The organism is Galbibacter sp. L-19 (genome assembly GCF_056857615.1).
Map to the genome: position 1 here is coordinate 38,039 of NZ_JBSXNL010000045.1, position 14,249 is coordinate 52,287.

17 protein-coding genes, 1 tRNA gene and 1 pseudogene are annotated in these 14,249 nt (G+C 32.5%); 7 read left to right on the plus strand and 12 right to left on the minus strand.

What is annotated here, in order from left to right; genetic code table 11:
* Positions 1-84 precede the first annotated feature (84 nt).
* The 6 genes from AC13CQ_RS05925 to pyrR form a co-directional block, all read right to left on the minus strand.
* On the minus strand, positions 85-582 hold the full coding sequence (locus tag AC13CQ_RS05925) for a CAP domain-containing protein (protein ID WP_008615846.1): 498 nt from the start codon (positions 580-582) through the stop codon (positions 85-87).
* A 96-nt stretch (positions 583-678) separates the two neighbouring features.
* A complete protein-coding gene (gene pdxH / locus AC13CQ_RS05930) occupies positions 679-1,332 on the minus strand; it encodes a pyridoxamine 5'-phosphate oxidase (protein ID WP_474507316.1) in 654 nt (217 codons plus the stop codon).
* A gap of 47 nt (positions 1,333-1,379) precedes the next feature.
* Positions 1,380-2,294, minus strand: a complete 915-nt coding sequence (locus AC13CQ_RS05935) for a ribonuclease Z (RefSeq protein ID WP_474507317.1) — start codon at positions 2,292-2,294, stop codon at positions 1,380-1,382.
* A gap of 30 nt (positions 2,295-2,324) precedes the next feature.
* Positions 2,325-2,657, minus strand: a complete 333-nt coding sequence (locus tag AC13CQ_RS05940; RefSeq protein ID WP_335588748.1) for a ribonuclease Z — start codon at positions 2,655-2,657, stop codon at positions 2,325-2,327.
* Between the two features lie 4 nt (positions 2,658-2,661).
* Positions 2,662-3,591: an aspartate carbamoyltransferase catalytic subunit gene (locus AC13CQ_RS05945; protein WP_008615842.1), complete on the minus strand. Its 930-nt coding sequence runs from the start codon at positions 3,589-3,591 to the stop codon at positions 2,662-2,664.
* A gap of 7 nt (positions 3,592-3,598) precedes the next feature.
* Positions 3,599-4,138, minus strand: a complete 540-nt coding sequence (gene pyrR / locus AC13CQ_RS05950; RefSeq protein ID WP_008615841.1) for a bifunctional pyr operon transcriptional regulator/uracil phosphoribosyltransferase PyrR — start codon at positions 4,136-4,138, stop codon at positions 3,599-3,601.
* 169 nt (positions 4,139-4,307) lie between these two features.
* Here pyrR and AC13CQ_RS05955 point away from each other — a divergent pair, with 169 nt between their 5' ends.
* Complete coding sequence (locus AC13CQ_RS05955) at positions 4,308-4,736, plus strand: SnoaL-like domain-containing protein (RefSeq protein ID WP_008615840.1); 429 nt, start codon at positions 4,308-4,310, stop codon at positions 4,734-4,736.
* A 19-nt stretch (positions 4,737-4,755) separates the two neighbouring features.
* On the opposite strand, the gene murA is transcribed toward AC13CQ_RS05955, so the two are convergent.
* The 3 genes from murA to AC13CQ_RS05970 form a co-directional block, all read right to left on the minus strand.
* Complete coding sequence (murA, locus tag AC13CQ_RS05960; RefSeq protein WP_008615838.1) at positions 4,756-6,066, minus strand: UDP-N-acetylglucosamine 1-carboxyvinyltransferase; 1,311 nt, start codon at positions 6,064-6,066, stop codon at positions 4,756-4,758.
* An 18-nt stretch (positions 6,067-6,084) separates the two neighbouring features.
* Positions 6,085-6,741, minus strand: a complete 657-nt coding sequence (locus tag AC13CQ_RS05965) for a DUF4290 domain-containing protein (RefSeq protein ID WP_008615836.1) — start codon at positions 6,739-6,741, stop codon at positions 6,085-6,087.
* Between the two features lie 96 nt (positions 6,742-6,837).
* A complete protein-coding gene (locus AC13CQ_RS05970; protein ID WP_008615826.1) occupies positions 6,838-7,134 on the minus strand; it encodes a DUF493 family protein in 297 nt (98 codons plus the stop codon).
* A 191-nt stretch (positions 7,135-7,325) separates the two neighbouring features.
* Here AC13CQ_RS05970 and AC13CQ_RS05975 point away from each other — a divergent pair, with 191 nt between their 5' ends.
* The 5 genes from AC13CQ_RS05975 (at position 7,326) to AC13CQ_RS05995 (ending at position 11,971) form a co-directional block, all read left to right on the plus strand.
* Complete coding sequence (locus tag AC13CQ_RS05975; protein WP_474507767.1) at positions 7,326-7,877, plus strand: AAA family ATPase; 552 nt, start codon at positions 7,326-7,328, stop codon at positions 7,875-7,877.
* A gap of 12 nt (positions 7,878-7,889) precedes the next feature.
* Positions 7,890-9,797: a RecQ family ATP-dependent DNA helicase gene (locus AC13CQ_RS05980; RefSeq protein WP_008615822.1), complete on the plus strand. Its 1,908-nt coding sequence runs from the start codon at positions 7,890-7,892 to the stop codon at positions 9,795-9,797.
* A 66-nt stretch (positions 9,798-9,863) separates the two neighbouring features.
* On the plus strand, positions 9,864-10,817 hold the full coding sequence (gene fmt, locus AC13CQ_RS05985; protein WP_474507319.1) for a methionyl-tRNA formyltransferase: 954 nt from the start codon (positions 9,864-9,866) through the stop codon (positions 10,815-10,817).
* A 188-nt stretch (positions 10,818-11,005) separates the two neighbouring features.
* Positions 11,006-11,278, plus strand: coding sequence for an HU family DNA-binding protein (locus tag AC13CQ_RS05990; RefSeq protein ID WP_008615819.1), 273 nt, complete (start codon positions 11,006-11,008; stop codon positions 11,276-11,278).
* 132 nt (positions 11,279-11,410) lie between these two features.
* Entirely contained in the window at positions 11,411-11,971 is a 561-nt protein-coding gene (locus AC13CQ_RS05995) for a YqgE/AlgH family protein (RefSeq protein ID WP_008615817.1), read from the plus strand.
* On the opposite strand, the gene AC13CQ_RS06000 is transcribed toward AC13CQ_RS05995, so the two are convergent.
* Together AC13CQ_RS06000 and AC13CQ_RS06005 are read right to left on the minus strand one after the other, a co-directional pair.
* Positions 11,968-12,816, minus strand: coding sequence for an aminotransferase class IV (locus tag AC13CQ_RS06000; protein WP_008615815.1), 849 nt, complete (start codon positions 12,814-12,816; stop codon positions 11,968-11,970). The two genes, AC13CQ_RS05995 and AC13CQ_RS06000, sit on opposite strands and share 4 nt — an antisense overlap.
* A gap of 57 nt (positions 12,817-12,873) precedes the next feature.
* On the minus strand, positions 12,874-13,257 hold the full coding sequence (locus tag AC13CQ_RS06005; protein WP_008615813.1) for an START-like domain-containing protein: 384 nt from the start codon (positions 13,255-13,257) through the stop codon (positions 12,874-12,876).
* Positions 13,258-13,415: 158 nt separating this feature from the next.
* Here AC13CQ_RS06005 and AC13CQ_RS06010 point away from each other — a divergent pair.
* Positions 13,416-13,489 (plus strand) — tRNA-Met (locus tag AC13CQ_RS06010).
* Between the two features lie 239 nt (positions 13,490-13,728).
* On the opposite strand, the pseudogene AC13CQ_RS06015 reads toward AC13CQ_RS06010, so the two are convergent.
* Positions 13,729-14,123: pseudogene (locus AC13CQ_RS06015) on the minus strand (DUF4138 domain-containing protein); the annotation flags it as partial.
* Between the last annotated feature and the right edge of the window lie 126 nt (positions 14,124-14,249).

Below are 14,249 nucleotides of genomic sequence, written 5' to 3' on the forward strand. Positions count from 1 at the left end.
ATTTGAAGCAACTGAACATAAAAATAATTACAAGTAGAAAAATAGATTTGATTTATTTACACGAAATAATAGTGTGTAATTCTATTATCTTTTAACGAAGATATGAGTATAAAAATAGTCTCCTTTTTTATTCTGCATAGCAGAAATCCCAGTTGTGGTATAGTCTCCTTCAATATTTTCCCGGTGAGAATCACTCTTTATCCAAGCATCTACCACTCCTTTGGCAGTATGGTAACCATAGCCAACGTTTTCTCCTACCATAACAGCATTAACACTTTTTCGTAAATTATATTCCCTATCAGCAAAATAATCATGATTAACTTCATTTTCAGAAATCATATACTCTGTATGCTCCTTTGCTTCCATTGATATTAAATTAAGCTTCTCTAAAGGAGATAGATTCTTGCTCATTCGATATTCATTTATTAGATGGATAACGTCATCTTCAATTTTAACATAGAAAACTGAGTTTTCAGTGTTAAGTTCTTCAATTGTTGAAACATCTTCTGAACTACAAGAGTAGAAAGATGAGAAACAACAAACTAGCAGAGCAGTAACGAATATTCTTACTAAAGCATCCATAATAGTGTGTATATGTGGTTTCTATAATACAAATTTATAGAAACAAAACCATATCATCTATGAAATGCACAAATAATCGATGAAATGCACTTTTTATTAAGGATTCAATCTTTCAATTTTCCAATCATACTCATTTTGTAAGATAAATCGGATTCTATCATGAAGTCTATTCGGTCTTCCTTGCCAGAATTCTATAGATACTGGTTTAATAATATACCCACCCCAATAATCTGGTCGCTGTATTTCTTTGTTTTCATAATATTCTTCTAAATCTTTAAGTTTTAATTCTAGTTCTTCACGAGAACTTAAAACTTCACTTTGACTTGAAACTATTGCTCCTAGCTGACTTCCTCTAGGACGCGATTCAAAATAACCGTCAGAAAGATTAGAAGCTATTTTCTCTGCTTTTCCTTTAATAATGACTTGTCTTTCAATATTGGGCCAAAAAAAAGAAGCACATAAATTGGGGTTTGCAGCAATAGCTTTTCCCTTTTCACTATTGTAATTAGTGTAAAATATAAATCCTTCCTCTGTATATTTTTTTAAAAGAACCACTCTATTTTTAGGAAAACCATCCAAACCAATTGTAGAAATTGTCATTGCATTTGCCTCATCCACTCCACCGCTTTTCTCAACTTCGTAAAACCAAGTTTGGAATAATTGAATAGGGTTATCGGGAATATTAGTCTCTAATAATTCGCTTTTTTGATATACTTTTCTGTAATCGCTAAGATCCTTTTCACTTTTCATTGCACTACATTTTTCATTACTTAAAAGATAGCTGCTTTCAGTTTTTTTTAGAATAAAAACTCTTTACCATCTTCTGCAAGAGCTACTTTATCAAAAACCTGTTTTGCTTCTTCTTTAAATTCATTTAAATCGTTATACCTTGTTGAGTAATGCCCCAAAATCAATCCCCCTACAGCTGCTTTTTTTGCAATAATTCCTGCTTGTTTTGCGGTAGAATGACCTGTTTCAAGGGCTAATTTTTCATGTTGCTCCAAAAAAGTAGACTCATGGTATAACATGGTTACCTCTTTAATTATTGAGACAATATCTTCCTTGTAAGAAGTATCACTACAAAAGGCATAGCTCTTTGGCTTCTGAGGGTCTAAGGTAAGTTTATCATTAGCAACCACAGACCCATCATCTAAGGTAACATCTTTTCCTTTTTTTATATTCTGATAAAAACATTTATCAATATTATAATTTAATACGGCATTGACATCTAGCTTTCTATCTCCTAATTTTTCTTTAAACAAAAAGCCATTAGTATACACACGATGTTTTAAAGGAATTGTGAATACCTCAACTTTATCATCTTCAAAAATTAACTCAGAAGTATTAGCCTGTAATTCATGAAAAATCAATGGATAATTAGTCCAAGCACTCCCTACTTTCAGCATTAAAGTTACCGCTTCCTTTATCCCTTTTGGTCCATAAACATGAAGCGGTGTATCCCTTCCAAGCAATCTAAAAGTAGACAATAAACCCGGAAGTCCGAAAAAATGATCTCCATGTAAATGAGAAATAAAAATATGCTTGATGCGGGCAAATTTAATCTTCTGCCTCCTTAATTGCACTTGGGTACCTTCTCCACAATCTATCAGAAAAATATGGTTTTTTATTTCTAGTGCCTGCGCTGTAGGATTTGTAAAAGCCCTTGGTGTTGCGCTGTAACACCCTAATATGTGAAGTTTAAGATTGTTCATACTATTTATAGAAGATTTACAACTGTTATCTTAAAAATCAAGATCACGTTCAATATCTTCCATTTCTATTACATCGTATGCTTCCTCCAATGTTGGTGTAACCACAAGCTCTTCATTTACATCATTAAAACTTACAGTATTGGTTACTATAACAAAGGATTTTTTTGCAGAACGATGATCTCGAGACAATTCTAGAAACTCCATTAAATCACTAGCTGAAAGATTACTTAATGAAAGTAAATTTAGTATTAAATGGTCTTTTTTATATTTTGAATACGACTCTTTAAAGCGTTCTATAAACTTTCCAAGAGAAACACTCTCTTGAGTTATTACGGTAATATTCTCTTGTCTATCAATTATCATAATCCTACTGTTTTATTTTAGAAGCCAATAAATAAATTGCTGCCATTCTAACTGCCACTCCATTTTCCACTTGATTAAGGATAATAGCCTGTTTAGAATCTGCCACATCGCTGGTAATTTCTACACCGCGATTAATAGGTCCTGGATGCATTATTATAATTTCTTTATCTAAAGAATCTAACAACGCTTTATTAACTCCAAATTGCTGCGTGTATTCTCTAGTTGACGGGAAATAACTAATATCCATACGCTCATTTTGCACTCGAAGCATATTAGCAACATCACACCATGCTAAGGCCTTTCGTAGATCGGTTTCTACTGCTACGCCTAAGGAAGTAATATATTTTGGAATCAATGTTTTAGGGCCGCAAACTTTTACATTTGCCCCTTGCAATTTTAGAGCAAAAATGTTTGACAATGCTACTCTAGAATGTAAAATATCTCCAACAATAACTACATTTTTTCCAGCAACATCGCCTAGTTTTTCTCTTATTGAATAGGAATCTAAAAGTGCTTGCGTTGGATGCTCATGAGCTCCATCTCCTGCATTTATAATACTTGCCTTTACATTTTTAGAAAGAAATACCCCAGCGCCTGGATTTGGATGTCTCATTACAACCATATCCACTTTCATGGAAAGGATATTGTTTACGGTATCAATAAGCGTTTCTCCTTTTTTTACTGAAGATTGTGCCGCAGAAAAATTGATAACATCCGCAGAAAGTCTTTTTTCTGCTAACTCAAAAGAAAGCTTTGTACGCGTACTATTTTCAAAAAATAAATTAGCAATGGTAATATCTCGAAGAGAAGGTACCTTTTTAATTGGTCTATTAATAACTTCTTTAAAATGATCTGCAGTTTCAAAAATCAATTGAATATCTGCTTCATTTAGATATTTAATTCCCAGTAAGTGGTTTACACTTAATTCGCTCATCTTGCAGCTATTTATTTATCATGTATACTTTATCTTCTCCTTCTTGCTCCTTCCACATCACCTTCACTTTTTCCTGATTAATAGCATCTACTTGTCTTCCTCTATAATCTGGCTGAATTGGCAAGTGCCTACTAAAACGTCTATCTATTAAGGTTAGAAGTTCTATTTCATTTGGACGCCCAAAAGATTGTATCGCAGTTAATGCTGCTCTAATACTTCTTCCTGTATATAAAACATCATCTACAAAAACCACATTTTTATCTTCAACTAAAAAATCGATTTTTGTTTTATTAGCTTCCAAAGGTTTGTCGCCTCTTCTAAAATCGTCTCGATAGAATGTTATGTCTAGATACCCCAATTTAATATCGGCAATTTTGTATTCTTCTTCTAGGAGTGTTTTTAAACGTTCGGCTAAAAAAACACCTCTAGGCTGAATCCCAATTAGCACTGTATTCTTAAAATCTATATGATTTTCAATGAGTTGACAAGCCAATCGATGAAGTATGATGTTGATTTCTTTCGCGGAAAGCAAGACTTTTTGACTCATATTTATAATGGAAATATATGGTTTGTAAAATTACATATTTTTAAGGAGAAAATTGCGCCTTGACAGATTTTAGTCGAATTTTTCTTCTTTTCAATCATATAATTTAGGGTTAACTCAAAGGTAACTTTTTAATTTAAAACACTTTATATCTTAGCTAAAAATTAAAACTATGAACACAAAACAAATAGCCAAACGGTTTGTTTCGCTTTTTCGACAAGGGCGTCACATAGAAATTTACCATGAGTTATATGATATGCATGCTATTAGCAAAGAAATAGAAAACCCTGTTGCTGCTATTACTGAAGGTAAACATATTATTATTAATGAATTTCTTGAAAATCAAGAAAACATTGTTGAAATACATCATAATTCTGTTTCAGAGCCTTTGATAGCCGACAATTATTTTGTTCTCAAAATGACAAGCGATATTACTTTTGCAGATATCGGTCGACGCGAAATGGAGGAATTATGTCTTTACAAAATAGAAAATGGAAAAATTACTGAAGCTCAATTTTTCTATTCTCCAATTGAGGCTACTCCCTTTTTGTTTGACCTTTATAAAAGCAAAAAGTCCCTCGAGGAGGAACTTTTTGTATAATATTACTTTTAATGAAAGCTTAATCTAAACGCACAATTTTGGCGCCAATAGCTTTTAATCTTTCATCTATATCTTGATACCCTCTATCTATTTGCTCAATATTATGAATGGTAGATGTTCCTTTTGCAGAAAGTGCTGCAATTAATAAGGAAATACCAGCTCTAATATCTGGAGAAGTCATGGTAGTGGCTTTTAAAGTAGATTTAAAATCGTGTCCAATTACGGTGGCTCTATGTGGATCACAAAGAATAATTTTTGCGCCCATATCTATTAATTTATCCACAAAGAAAAGTCGACTTTCAAACATTTTTTGATGGATCAAAACGCTTCCTCTAGCTTGTGTTGCTACCGTTAAAATAATACTCAATAAATCTGGAGTAAAACCTGGCCACGGAGCATCAGAAATAGTTAGAATAGAACCATCTATAAAGTTTTGCACCTCATAGCCATTTTTATGTTCTGGTATATAAATATCGTCTCCTTTTTGCTCAAGTGTAATTCCTAATTTTCTAAATACGGTTGGGATTTGCCCAAGGTAATCCCACCTTACATTTTTTATTGTAAGTTCACTTTTAGTCATAGCAGCCATTCCAATCCAGCTACCAATTTCAATCATATCTGGCAAAATAGTATGCTCGGTACCTCCAAGTTTCTTAACTCCTTCAATAGTAAGTAAGTTAGAACCAACACCTGTTATTTTAGCGCCCATTCTATTTAGCATATTACACAGCTGCTGTAAATAAGGCTCACAAGCAGCATTGTAAATGGTAGTTGTACCTTCTGCAAGTACCGCTGCCATTACTATATTTGCAGTACCGGTTACAGAAGCTTCATCTAAAAGCATATATGCCCCTTTTAGTTTTTTGGCTTCTACTCCATAGAAATACTCCTCTCGATTGTATCTAAATTTTGCGCCTAACTTTATAAAACCTTCAAAATGTGTATCTAATCTTCTTCGTCCAATTTTATCTCCTCCTGGTTTTGGAATGTATCCTTTACCAAAACGTGCTAATAATGGCCCAACAATCATAATGGAACCACGTAAGCCGCGACCATCTTTTTTAAATTGTTCCGATTGTAAATATTCTAAATGAAGATCATCTGAAACAAAAGTATAAGAAGAAACTCCTATTTTTTGAATCTTAACGCCTAAGTTTTCTAGAAGCTCAATAAGTTTATTGACATCTATTATATTTGGAATATTGTGTATGGTAACTTTCTCGTCGGTAAGTAAAACAGCACAAAGTATTTGCAATGCTTCATTTTTTGCACCTTGTGGAGTGATCTCTCCTTTTAATTGAGCTCCACCTTCTATTTTAAATGTTCCCATGTAAAATTTAGTATGCTTTTAGTATCGTTTTTTACTTCTTCCTTTATTGTTATTGTTATGGTGTTTTCTAGTATTTGTAGTTCTAGACTTACTATTTGTAGGCCTACTACGTACTAAATTTTTACTTTCTGTAAGATCTTCATCAAACCTTGCTAAGTTAATTTTACCATCACTCAATTCATATAAATGATTAAAAATAGCTTTATCTTCCACCGTATCTTTGTTCCAATTAAGGTAACTTTTTTTCATGTGGTTTGCTATGGTAAACTTTAGTGCATCTTTCAACTCTCCCTCTTCCCAGCTTATACAAACATCTATCATCCGCTTAATATTATTTCCATAGAAACGATATTTAGGATGGTTTTGTGGATATTCTAAAGGCTGTGGTCGCTCTTCCAACAATTCTCGTGTTGGTTTTGGGTATGGTGAATCTGCATCCAATTTAAAATCAGAAATTATAAATAACTGATCCCATAGTTTATGCTGAAAATCTGAAACGTCTCTAAGATGCGGATTCAAATTCCCCATCACTCCAATAATAGCTTGCGCTACTTTGTTTCGTTCTTCTCTATCTTCAATTGAAACGGCATAATCTACCATTTTCTGTATATGACGTCCATATTCAGGAATAATTAGTTTAGGACGTTCGCTGTTGTATTCTATATTTTCAACCAAAATTAAAATGATATTATTTAAAATGAAGTCTAAAGATGCTTCAATACATCTTTAATGTTATGCAAAATAACAAATTTTATGGTGTATTAAAGAAATTTATAAAGAAATAACTCCTTCTACTGCACTAACTTCTTTGTATTTGTGTATTACGGCATCAGAACTATCTAAATTCACTTCAATAGATAAGCTTGTATATTTTCCGTTTGATGAAGTTTTTGTTTTTATAACCGCCCCAGTATTGTCAAAAATAGTTTCTATTTGCTTGATTTTCTCATCACTAGTTGGCACAATAAATTTATAAAGATATAACGCTGGCCAAGTGGTTGTTCTATCCAACTCCACTTTTAGTCTCTCATAAAATTCTTCTACTTCTTTTTTATCTTTCTCTTGCATTTTCTATCTCTTTTCTGCAAAGATAGGATTTACGAATCAATTTTTTAATTCCGATATCATTTAGTTATTTTGCTCTTTAGAAATCAACTCCCTTAGGGCAAGCCTAGAGGTAGTTAAACAAAGAAAATTTAACTTATTTCGACTTAAAGCCCTTCCATAAACTCAGGAAAGCTTTGAAAAAATATACCTCTATGAGGGATTTAATTATGAGTACAAACAAAAAAATAGTTATTACTGGAGGTCCAGGAACTGGAAAAACATCTATAATTGATTTTTTAAAAGAAAATGGACATCAGTGTTTATTAGAAATTTCTAGACAAGTTACCTTAGAAGCGCAAGCTCAAGGCATTGAACAGCTTTTTCTTACCGACCCACTATTGTTCAGTAATAAATTACTAGAAGGACGTATAAATCAGCATAAAGAATCTGAAATCCTTTCTGGAACTATTTTTTTTGACCGTGGAATTCCAGATGTTGTTGCCTATATGGATTATGCAGGAGACAATTATCCTTCTTATTTTAAGGAAGCTTGCTTGAATTACCGGTATCATCAAATATTTTTACTCCCTCCTTGGGAAGCAATTTATACTTCTGATAACGAGCGGTATGAAAATTTTGAGCAAGCAACCGAGATCTATCATCATCTAAAAAAGACATATTTAGATAGCGGATACAAGCTTTTAGAAGTTCCTCAAGGAAGTATTTCGGAAAGAGCTAACTTTGTATTAAATAATCTTCGGTAAAATAGCTTATAAATGGAGTCGAGAAAAAGTCCTCATGAGGTTTTAAAAAAATATTGGGGTTTTTCTTCATTTAGAGAACCACAAGAACAAATTATTCAGCAAGCTTTAGACAAAAAAGATTCTTTAGTTTTATTACCTACAGGAGGCGGAAAATCGGTTTGTTTTCAAGTTCCAGCGCTTATTAATGACGGAATTTGTATTGTAGTTTCTCCTTTAATTGCCCTAATAAAAGACCAAGTAAATGCTTTAAAAGACAAAGGAATTAAAGCTATTGCTCTAACCAGCGGATTAAAATATACAGAAGTAGATTCGCTTCTTGATAATTGTATCTACGGAAATTATAAATTTTTATACCTCTCTCCAGAACGCCTTCAACAAGATTTGGTTCAAGAACGTATTAAAGCAATGAATGTTAATTTAATTGCTATAGATGAAGCGCATTGTATTTCTCAATGGGGAAACGATTTTAGACCTGCCTATAGAAATACGGCAGTTTTAAAAGAGCTTTTACCAGAAACTCCAGTAATGGCACTTACTGCTTCGGCTACAAAAATGGTTGCTGAAGACATTATTGAAAATCTTCATCTGAAGAATCCAATTACCATAAAAAAATCATTTAAAAGAGAGAATATATCGTATCGTGTATACCACTCTGAAGATAAAATTTCTAAACTAGAACAGCTCCTTAAGGAAAATACGGGCGCAGCAATTGTTTATGCAGGCACAAGAAGAACAACCGTAGAAACAAGCGAAATACTTAATAAAGTAGGAATAAGCGCTACTTTTTTCCACGGAGGGATTTCTAATACCGAAAAAAATAAAAAGCTCGACGCTTGGCTTAACAACCAAACTAGAGTAATGGTTGCCACAAATGCTTTTGGAATGGGAATAGACAAAGCAGATGTTGGAGTTGTAGCGCATCTTGATTTTCCAGATTCTTTAGAAAGTTATTATCAAGAAGCAGGACGAGCGGGAAGAAATGGAGAAAAGGCCATTGCCGTAATTATAAAAAATCAAAGCGATGAAGAAAGTCTTAAAAATCAATTTATAAAAACATTACCTAGTGTTGATTTTATAAAACTGCTGTACAAAAAGCTAAACAATTATTTTCAAATTTCATACGGAGAGGGTTCAAATCAAACGTATCCTTTAAATTTTAATTTGTTTTGCCACACCTACAAACTCAATTTACGGATTGCCTATAACGGACTCAAAATGCTCGATAGGCATTCTGTTATTTCATTATTAGAAACCCACTTAAAAAAGACAACTGTACAGTTTATTGTAACCAATTCTCAATTATTCTATTATTTAGACCAAAATCCTTCTGTAGAAAAAATAGTACAACATATACTAAGAACCTACGGTGGAATTTTTGACTTACCAACCAATATTAATCCGCTTGCAATTGCAAAAAAAATTGGCACCTTCGAGCAAAAAATCTTGGATGTTCTTACACAATTACAAAAAGATAACATTATTACGCTTGAAGGATCTGACACAGATGCCACAATAACATTTTTAGTTCCGCGAGAAGACGACAAAACAATAAACGTTATTAGCAAGCTTATAACACAACAAAACGAACTTAAAACCCAGCAAATTACGCAGGTTTTAAGGTATGTTAATAACGACAAAGTTTGTAAAAGTATTCAACTCCTTACCTATTTTGATGAAAAAGTAAATGAATCCTGTGGTATTTGCTCGGTTTGTTTACAAAAGAAAAGTAAGATTTCTTCGGATGTTTTATCTATTGCCAAAGAAGAAGTTTTAAAATGCTTAAAAAAAGCGCCACTTAGCTCTAAGGAATTATTAGAAAACATCACTTTTAAAGAAATGTATGTTCTTGAAGCCTTAAAAGAACTTTCTTCAGAAGAAATTATAAGTGTAAACCAAATTAATCAATATTACATTCTGTAGAGAATCCCTCTCAAAATTTCTTAATAATCTCAGTATCTTTGACACTAAATTTTCAGAATAGATATTATGAGCGAGCAATTACGAATTGTATTTATGGGAACCCCAGATTTTGCGGTGGCTACTTTAAAAAACATTGTAGAGTCTAATTATAAGGTTGTTGGAGTTATTACAGCTCCCGATAAACCTGCGGGAAGAGGTAGGAAATTACAGCAATCGGCAGTAAAGAAATATGCAGAAGAGAATAATTTAAACGTATTACAGCCAACCAACCTTAAAGACCCCAATTTTTTAGAGGAATTAAAAGCTTTAGACGCCAATCTACAAGTTGTTGTTGCCTTTAGAATGCTCCCAGAAGTGGTTTGGAGTATGCCAACACATGGCACATTTAACCTTCATGCATCCCTCCTACCAGATTATAGAGGAGCTGCACCTATAAATTGGGCACTTATTAATGGAGAAACTAAAACAGGAGTTACCACTTTTTTTATTGACGAAAAAATAGACACAGGTGCTGTTATTCTTCAAAAAGAAATTCCAATTGAAGCAGACGAAAATGCAGGTACACTTCACGATAAATTAATGAATCTTGGAGCAGACTTGGTAACAGAAACTTTAAAAAATATTGCAGAGAGCTCTGTTACCACAAAATTACAGTTACAAACAACCGATTTAAAAACGGCATATAAATTAAATAAAGACAATACTAAAATAGACTGGAATTTAAATACTGAAACAATTTATAACCTTATTAGAGGGTTAAGTCCATATCCAACTGCATGGAGTTTTCTAAAAAATAGAGAAGAAAATCCTATAAATGTCAAATTTTATGATGTAGAAAAAGAAATTAAGCTACATAATGAAGATCCTGGAGCTATTTTAGCCGATAAAAAAGAAGTAAAAGTAGCCACAAAAGATGGATTTATTAATCTGAAAGAGATACAGTTACCCGGTAAAAGAAAAATGAATATAAAAGACATCCTTAACGGATACGAATTTGACAAAAAAGCCAAAATGCTGTAACACCGCACTCTGATTGGCATTAGCGATTTGTAGTAAAAAAACACCTACTTTATTAACAATACACCAAAGTTATTAACAAAAACCCCGATTTCCTTTGATATTACTTGCGTGGCAAGTAAATCCGTATAATTTTGTGTAGCAAATTAAATAAATGTTTAACCTTAATATTCATTTAAATCTTTAAAATTATGAACAAAACAGAATTAATCGATGCGATGGCTGCTGATGCAGGAATCACTAAAGCTGCAGCAAAAAAAGCATTAGAATCTTTTTTAGGTAGCGTAGAAGGAACCCTTAAAAAAGGTGGTAGAGTATCATTAGTAGGATTTGGATCTTGGTCTGTATCTCAAAGATCAGCAAGAGAAGGAAGAAATCCACAAACTGGAAAAACTATCAAAATTGCTGCTAAAAATGTAGTTAAATTTAAAGCAGGTGCTGAATTAGCAGGTGCTGTAAACTAATTATATAGCTCAATATAGTAAACAAAAAGCGTCTATTAAGACGCTTTTTTTGATTTATATCGAAAAAAAATCATCACATTTATTTGAAGATTAACGTTTTTTTTATAGATTTAAAATAAAAACCAACAGCTTATGGTTGCTATTACTCCTAAGAAAGGCCATTTGCTTATTGCCGAGCCCTCCATAATTGGCGATGTAGCTTTTAATAGGTCAGTAGTCCTGCTCGCCGAGCACAATAATGAAGGTTCCATTGGGTTTATATTAAATAAACCGTTAGAGTTTAGACTCAATGAGCTTGTGCCAGAAATATCAAAATCGCTTAAAGTCTACAATGGCGGGCCTGTAGAACAAGATAACCTTTATTTTATTCATAAAATACCAGACCTAATATCCAACAGTATTGAAATATCTAATGGAATTTATTGGGGCGGAGATTTTGAAACTATTATAGACTTAATTAATAGTGGCGATATTAAAGATTCTGAAATAAAATTCTTTTTAGGATATTCTGGATGGGATATTATGCAATTGGAAAAAGAGCTCTCCAGTAATTCTTGGGTTGTTTCTGAAAATAAATACAAGAGTAATATTATCAAAAAAGCTCCTATGACTTTTTGGAGAGAAAAAATGTTGGAATTAGGAGGCGATTATTTGATATGGTCTAATGCCCCTGAAAATCCAGTTTATAATTAACCTTGCAATCTTGCTCTAGCATTTAACTTTCCTACTAATTGTTTAGCTGTACTATTAGTAAATGTTTTCTTACGGTATTTTGTTACTGAAATTATTCCTGAAATAACGTTTGTAATAAAAAGTTCATCCGCTTTTTGAATTTCAAATGGAGATATTTCTGCTTCATTCAATTCTAAATCGTCTGTTTTACTAATAATTTCAATTAGTTGCTTTCTTAAAACTCCATTTAAACACCCTTCGGTAATAGGTGGTGTTTTCACAACATTCCCTTTTACTAAGAAAATATTTCCGTTTGTAGCTTCAATAACATTCTTTTTTTCATTCACTAACAAACAGTTATTGTAGTCATTTTCCTTTGCATAAATTCCAGCAAGTACATGCAATGCTTTATTATTAGATTTTAAGGTACTTAACAACCCAGCATTTACATAATGGTCTTTAAAAAGCTCTACTTCATATGGAGCGTCTTCCAGTATATAAAAAGGATTGTCTAATACTTTTGTTTCTATGATGTAAGAAACGTTGTTATCTAACGGCGTATAAAGTCCGCCATTATTTCTAAAAACAGTTATTCTAACTCTAACTGCTTTATCTTGTTGGTTATTTTCAGCAATACTATTTTTAATCTCATCTTGAAGAAACTCCATTGTAAAATTCATAGGAATTTCCATACGAAGAATCCGCATAGAAGCCATTAAACGGAGGTAATGCGACTCCCAAAAGTAAATTTTATTATTTACCACACGAATTGTTTCAAATAAAGCATCTCCATAACGAAGTCCTCTATTCTCTTCATTTAAAAAATCTGTGTTTGCTTCTAGAATCTTTCCGTTAAAATTTACCATAAAAAAAGTGCCTTGAGAATTTCAAGGCACAAATATACTTTTTAAGATTAAGGATTCCTAAGCAGAACCCAATACTTGTTTTAAGTCGGATATTTGATTTTCCCAAAGCATTTTGGCTTCTTCCACCTCATCTTCATCTGTAAAATCTGTTATCATTAAAGAAACATCTTTTGTTATTTCATCTACAACAATTTTAATTTCAAAAAAGGTATCCTCTTCTCCTTCAATCCATTTAAATTTAACAAGCTCTCCACTTTTCTTTCTTAGCAATTTAGCTTGTTCCTCTGCACCATCCCAAATAAAAGTAAATAACTCACCACGAGAATTTACATTATCCGCAAACCATTCTGACAATCCAGAAGGAGTTGAAATATATTGATACAATAATTGAGGTGAGGAGTGTATAGGGAACTCTAATTCATACTTAACTTTCTCTTCCATACGTAATTCATATTTTATAAAGCGACAATATAATTATTTCTATTTAACTGGCTCTATTTTTTTAAATAAAAATATTTTTCATGTTTGGTTTGATTGCTACCAATTTGTTTATATATTTGCACCCGCCTAACAGAAATAGGTTAGCATAAATTACAAATGGCGAGGTAGCTCAGATGGTTAGAGCGTCGGATTCATAACCCGGAGGTCTCGGGTTCAATTCCCGATCTCGCTACAAGGAATAACAAGGGTTTCAAGAGATTGAAACCCTTTTTTAATTCCTTAAAAATATACTGGGTACAACATAGGTACAACATTTGCTTTCGTCAATATTTTTTATTGAATATTGATTTTGAATAGTAAACCAGGCCTTTTTTTGAATCTTGTGAGCAGATTAAAAGATCAAGATTCGCCAATAAAATTAAATTACTGACGAACCTTGAATATTTTTAAACAAGTAATAATCTCTAATTTTCAAAGTCTAGTTGACAAAATTACCTTCCTGCTCTCATTCAACTCCTGCAATTCCACCAATAATTTTTCCTTGTCTCCTAGCACATATTTTGGCAGTTCATATACAAATCGAAGTAACTGACCATTCCATATCTTATTATGAGGGTTACAAATGTATATCGGTTTCATTTCAAGTCTTTGGTAAGAAGATTTTCGCTTTTTATTCCCACTGACATTGTAAACTTTTAAAAAATCAGTTTCAAACGTAATACCCGAAGTATTGGATACTTCCATGACTAAATAGGTTTCAGATTTGTGATAAACCATTTTCTGAAGCTGTAGTTTAATTACATTTTTTTTTTGGACGACAATCTTATGGGTTTGATTTCAAGTAAGTCAGTACTGAAGTATTTATAGTTCCCTAACCTTTCTCCATACATTAGTGACCTCTAAAACTCTATTAGGCGGTAACCGTGGTAAATTATTATATAGAGTATTCCTATTAAACGAAGGTAAATATTACCATTTTCACCTCTGTTTTG

What these genes read in the sequence shown, in the direction of transcription:
- AC13CQ_RS05925 (WP_008615846.1), bottom strand. Translation starts at nt 582, where the DNA reads ATGGATGCTTTAGTAAGAATATTCGTTACTGCTCTGCTAGTTTGTTGT.
- pdxH (WP_474507316.1), bottom strand. Translation starts at nt 1,332, where the DNA reads ATGAAAAGTGAAAAGGATCTTAGCGATTACAGAAAAGTATATCAAAAA.
- AC13CQ_RS05935 (WP_474507317.1), bottom strand. Translation starts at nt 2,294, where the DNA reads ATGAACAATCTTAAACTTCACATATTAGGGTGTTACAGCGCAACACCA.
- AC13CQ_RS05940 (WP_335588748.1), bottom strand. Translation starts at nt 2,657, where the DNA reads ATGATAATTGATAGACAAGAGAATATTACCGTAATAACTCAAGAGAGT.
- AC13CQ_RS05945 (WP_008615842.1), bottom strand. Translation starts at nt 3,591, where the DNA reads ATGAGCGAATTAAGTGTAAACCACTTACTGGGAATTAAATATCTAAAT.
- pyrR (WP_008615841.1), bottom strand. Translation starts at nt 4,138, where the DNA reads ATGAGTCAAAAAGTCTTGCTTTCCGCGAAAGAAATCAACATCATACTT.
- AC13CQ_RS05955 (WP_008615840.1), top strand. Translation starts at nt 4,308, where the DNA reads ATGAACACAAAACAAATAGCCAAACGGTTTGTTTCGCTTTTTCGACAA.
- murA (WP_008615838.1), bottom strand. Translation starts at nt 6,066, where the DNA reads ATGGGAACATTTAAAATAGAAGGTGGAGCTCAATTAAAAGGAGAGATC.
- AC13CQ_RS05970 (WP_008615826.1), bottom strand. Translation starts at nt 7,134, where the DNA reads ATGCAAGAGAAAGATAAAAAAGAAGTAGAAGAATTTTATGAGAGACTA.
- AC13CQ_RS05975 (WP_474507767.1), top strand. Translation starts at nt 7,326, where the DNA reads ATGAGGGATTTAATTATGAGTACAAACAAAAAAATAGTTATTACTGGA.
- AC13CQ_RS05980 (WP_008615822.1), top strand. Translation starts at nt 7,890, where the DNA reads ATGGAGTCGAGAAAAAGTCCTCATGAGGTTTTAAAAAAATATTGGGGT.
- fmt (WP_474507319.1), top strand. Translation starts at nt 9,864, where the DNA reads ATGAGCGAGCAATTACGAATTGTATTTATGGGAACCCCAGATTTTGCG.
- AC13CQ_RS05990 (WP_008615819.1), top strand. Translation starts at nt 11,006, where the DNA reads ATGAACAAAACAGAATTAATCGATGCGATGGCTGCTGATGCAGGAATC.
- AC13CQ_RS05995 (WP_008615817.1), top strand. Translation starts at nt 11,411, where the DNA reads ATGGTTGCTATTACTCCTAAGAAAGGCCATTTGCTTATTGCCGAGCCC.
- AC13CQ_RS06000 (WP_008615815.1), bottom strand. Translation starts at nt 12,816, where the DNA reads ATGGTAAATTTTAACGGAAAGATTCTAGAAGCAAACACAGATTTTTTA.
- AC13CQ_RS06005 (WP_008615813.1), bottom strand. Translation starts at nt 13,257, where the DNA reads ATGGAAGAGAAAGTTAAGTATGAATTAGAGTTCCCTATACACTCCTCA.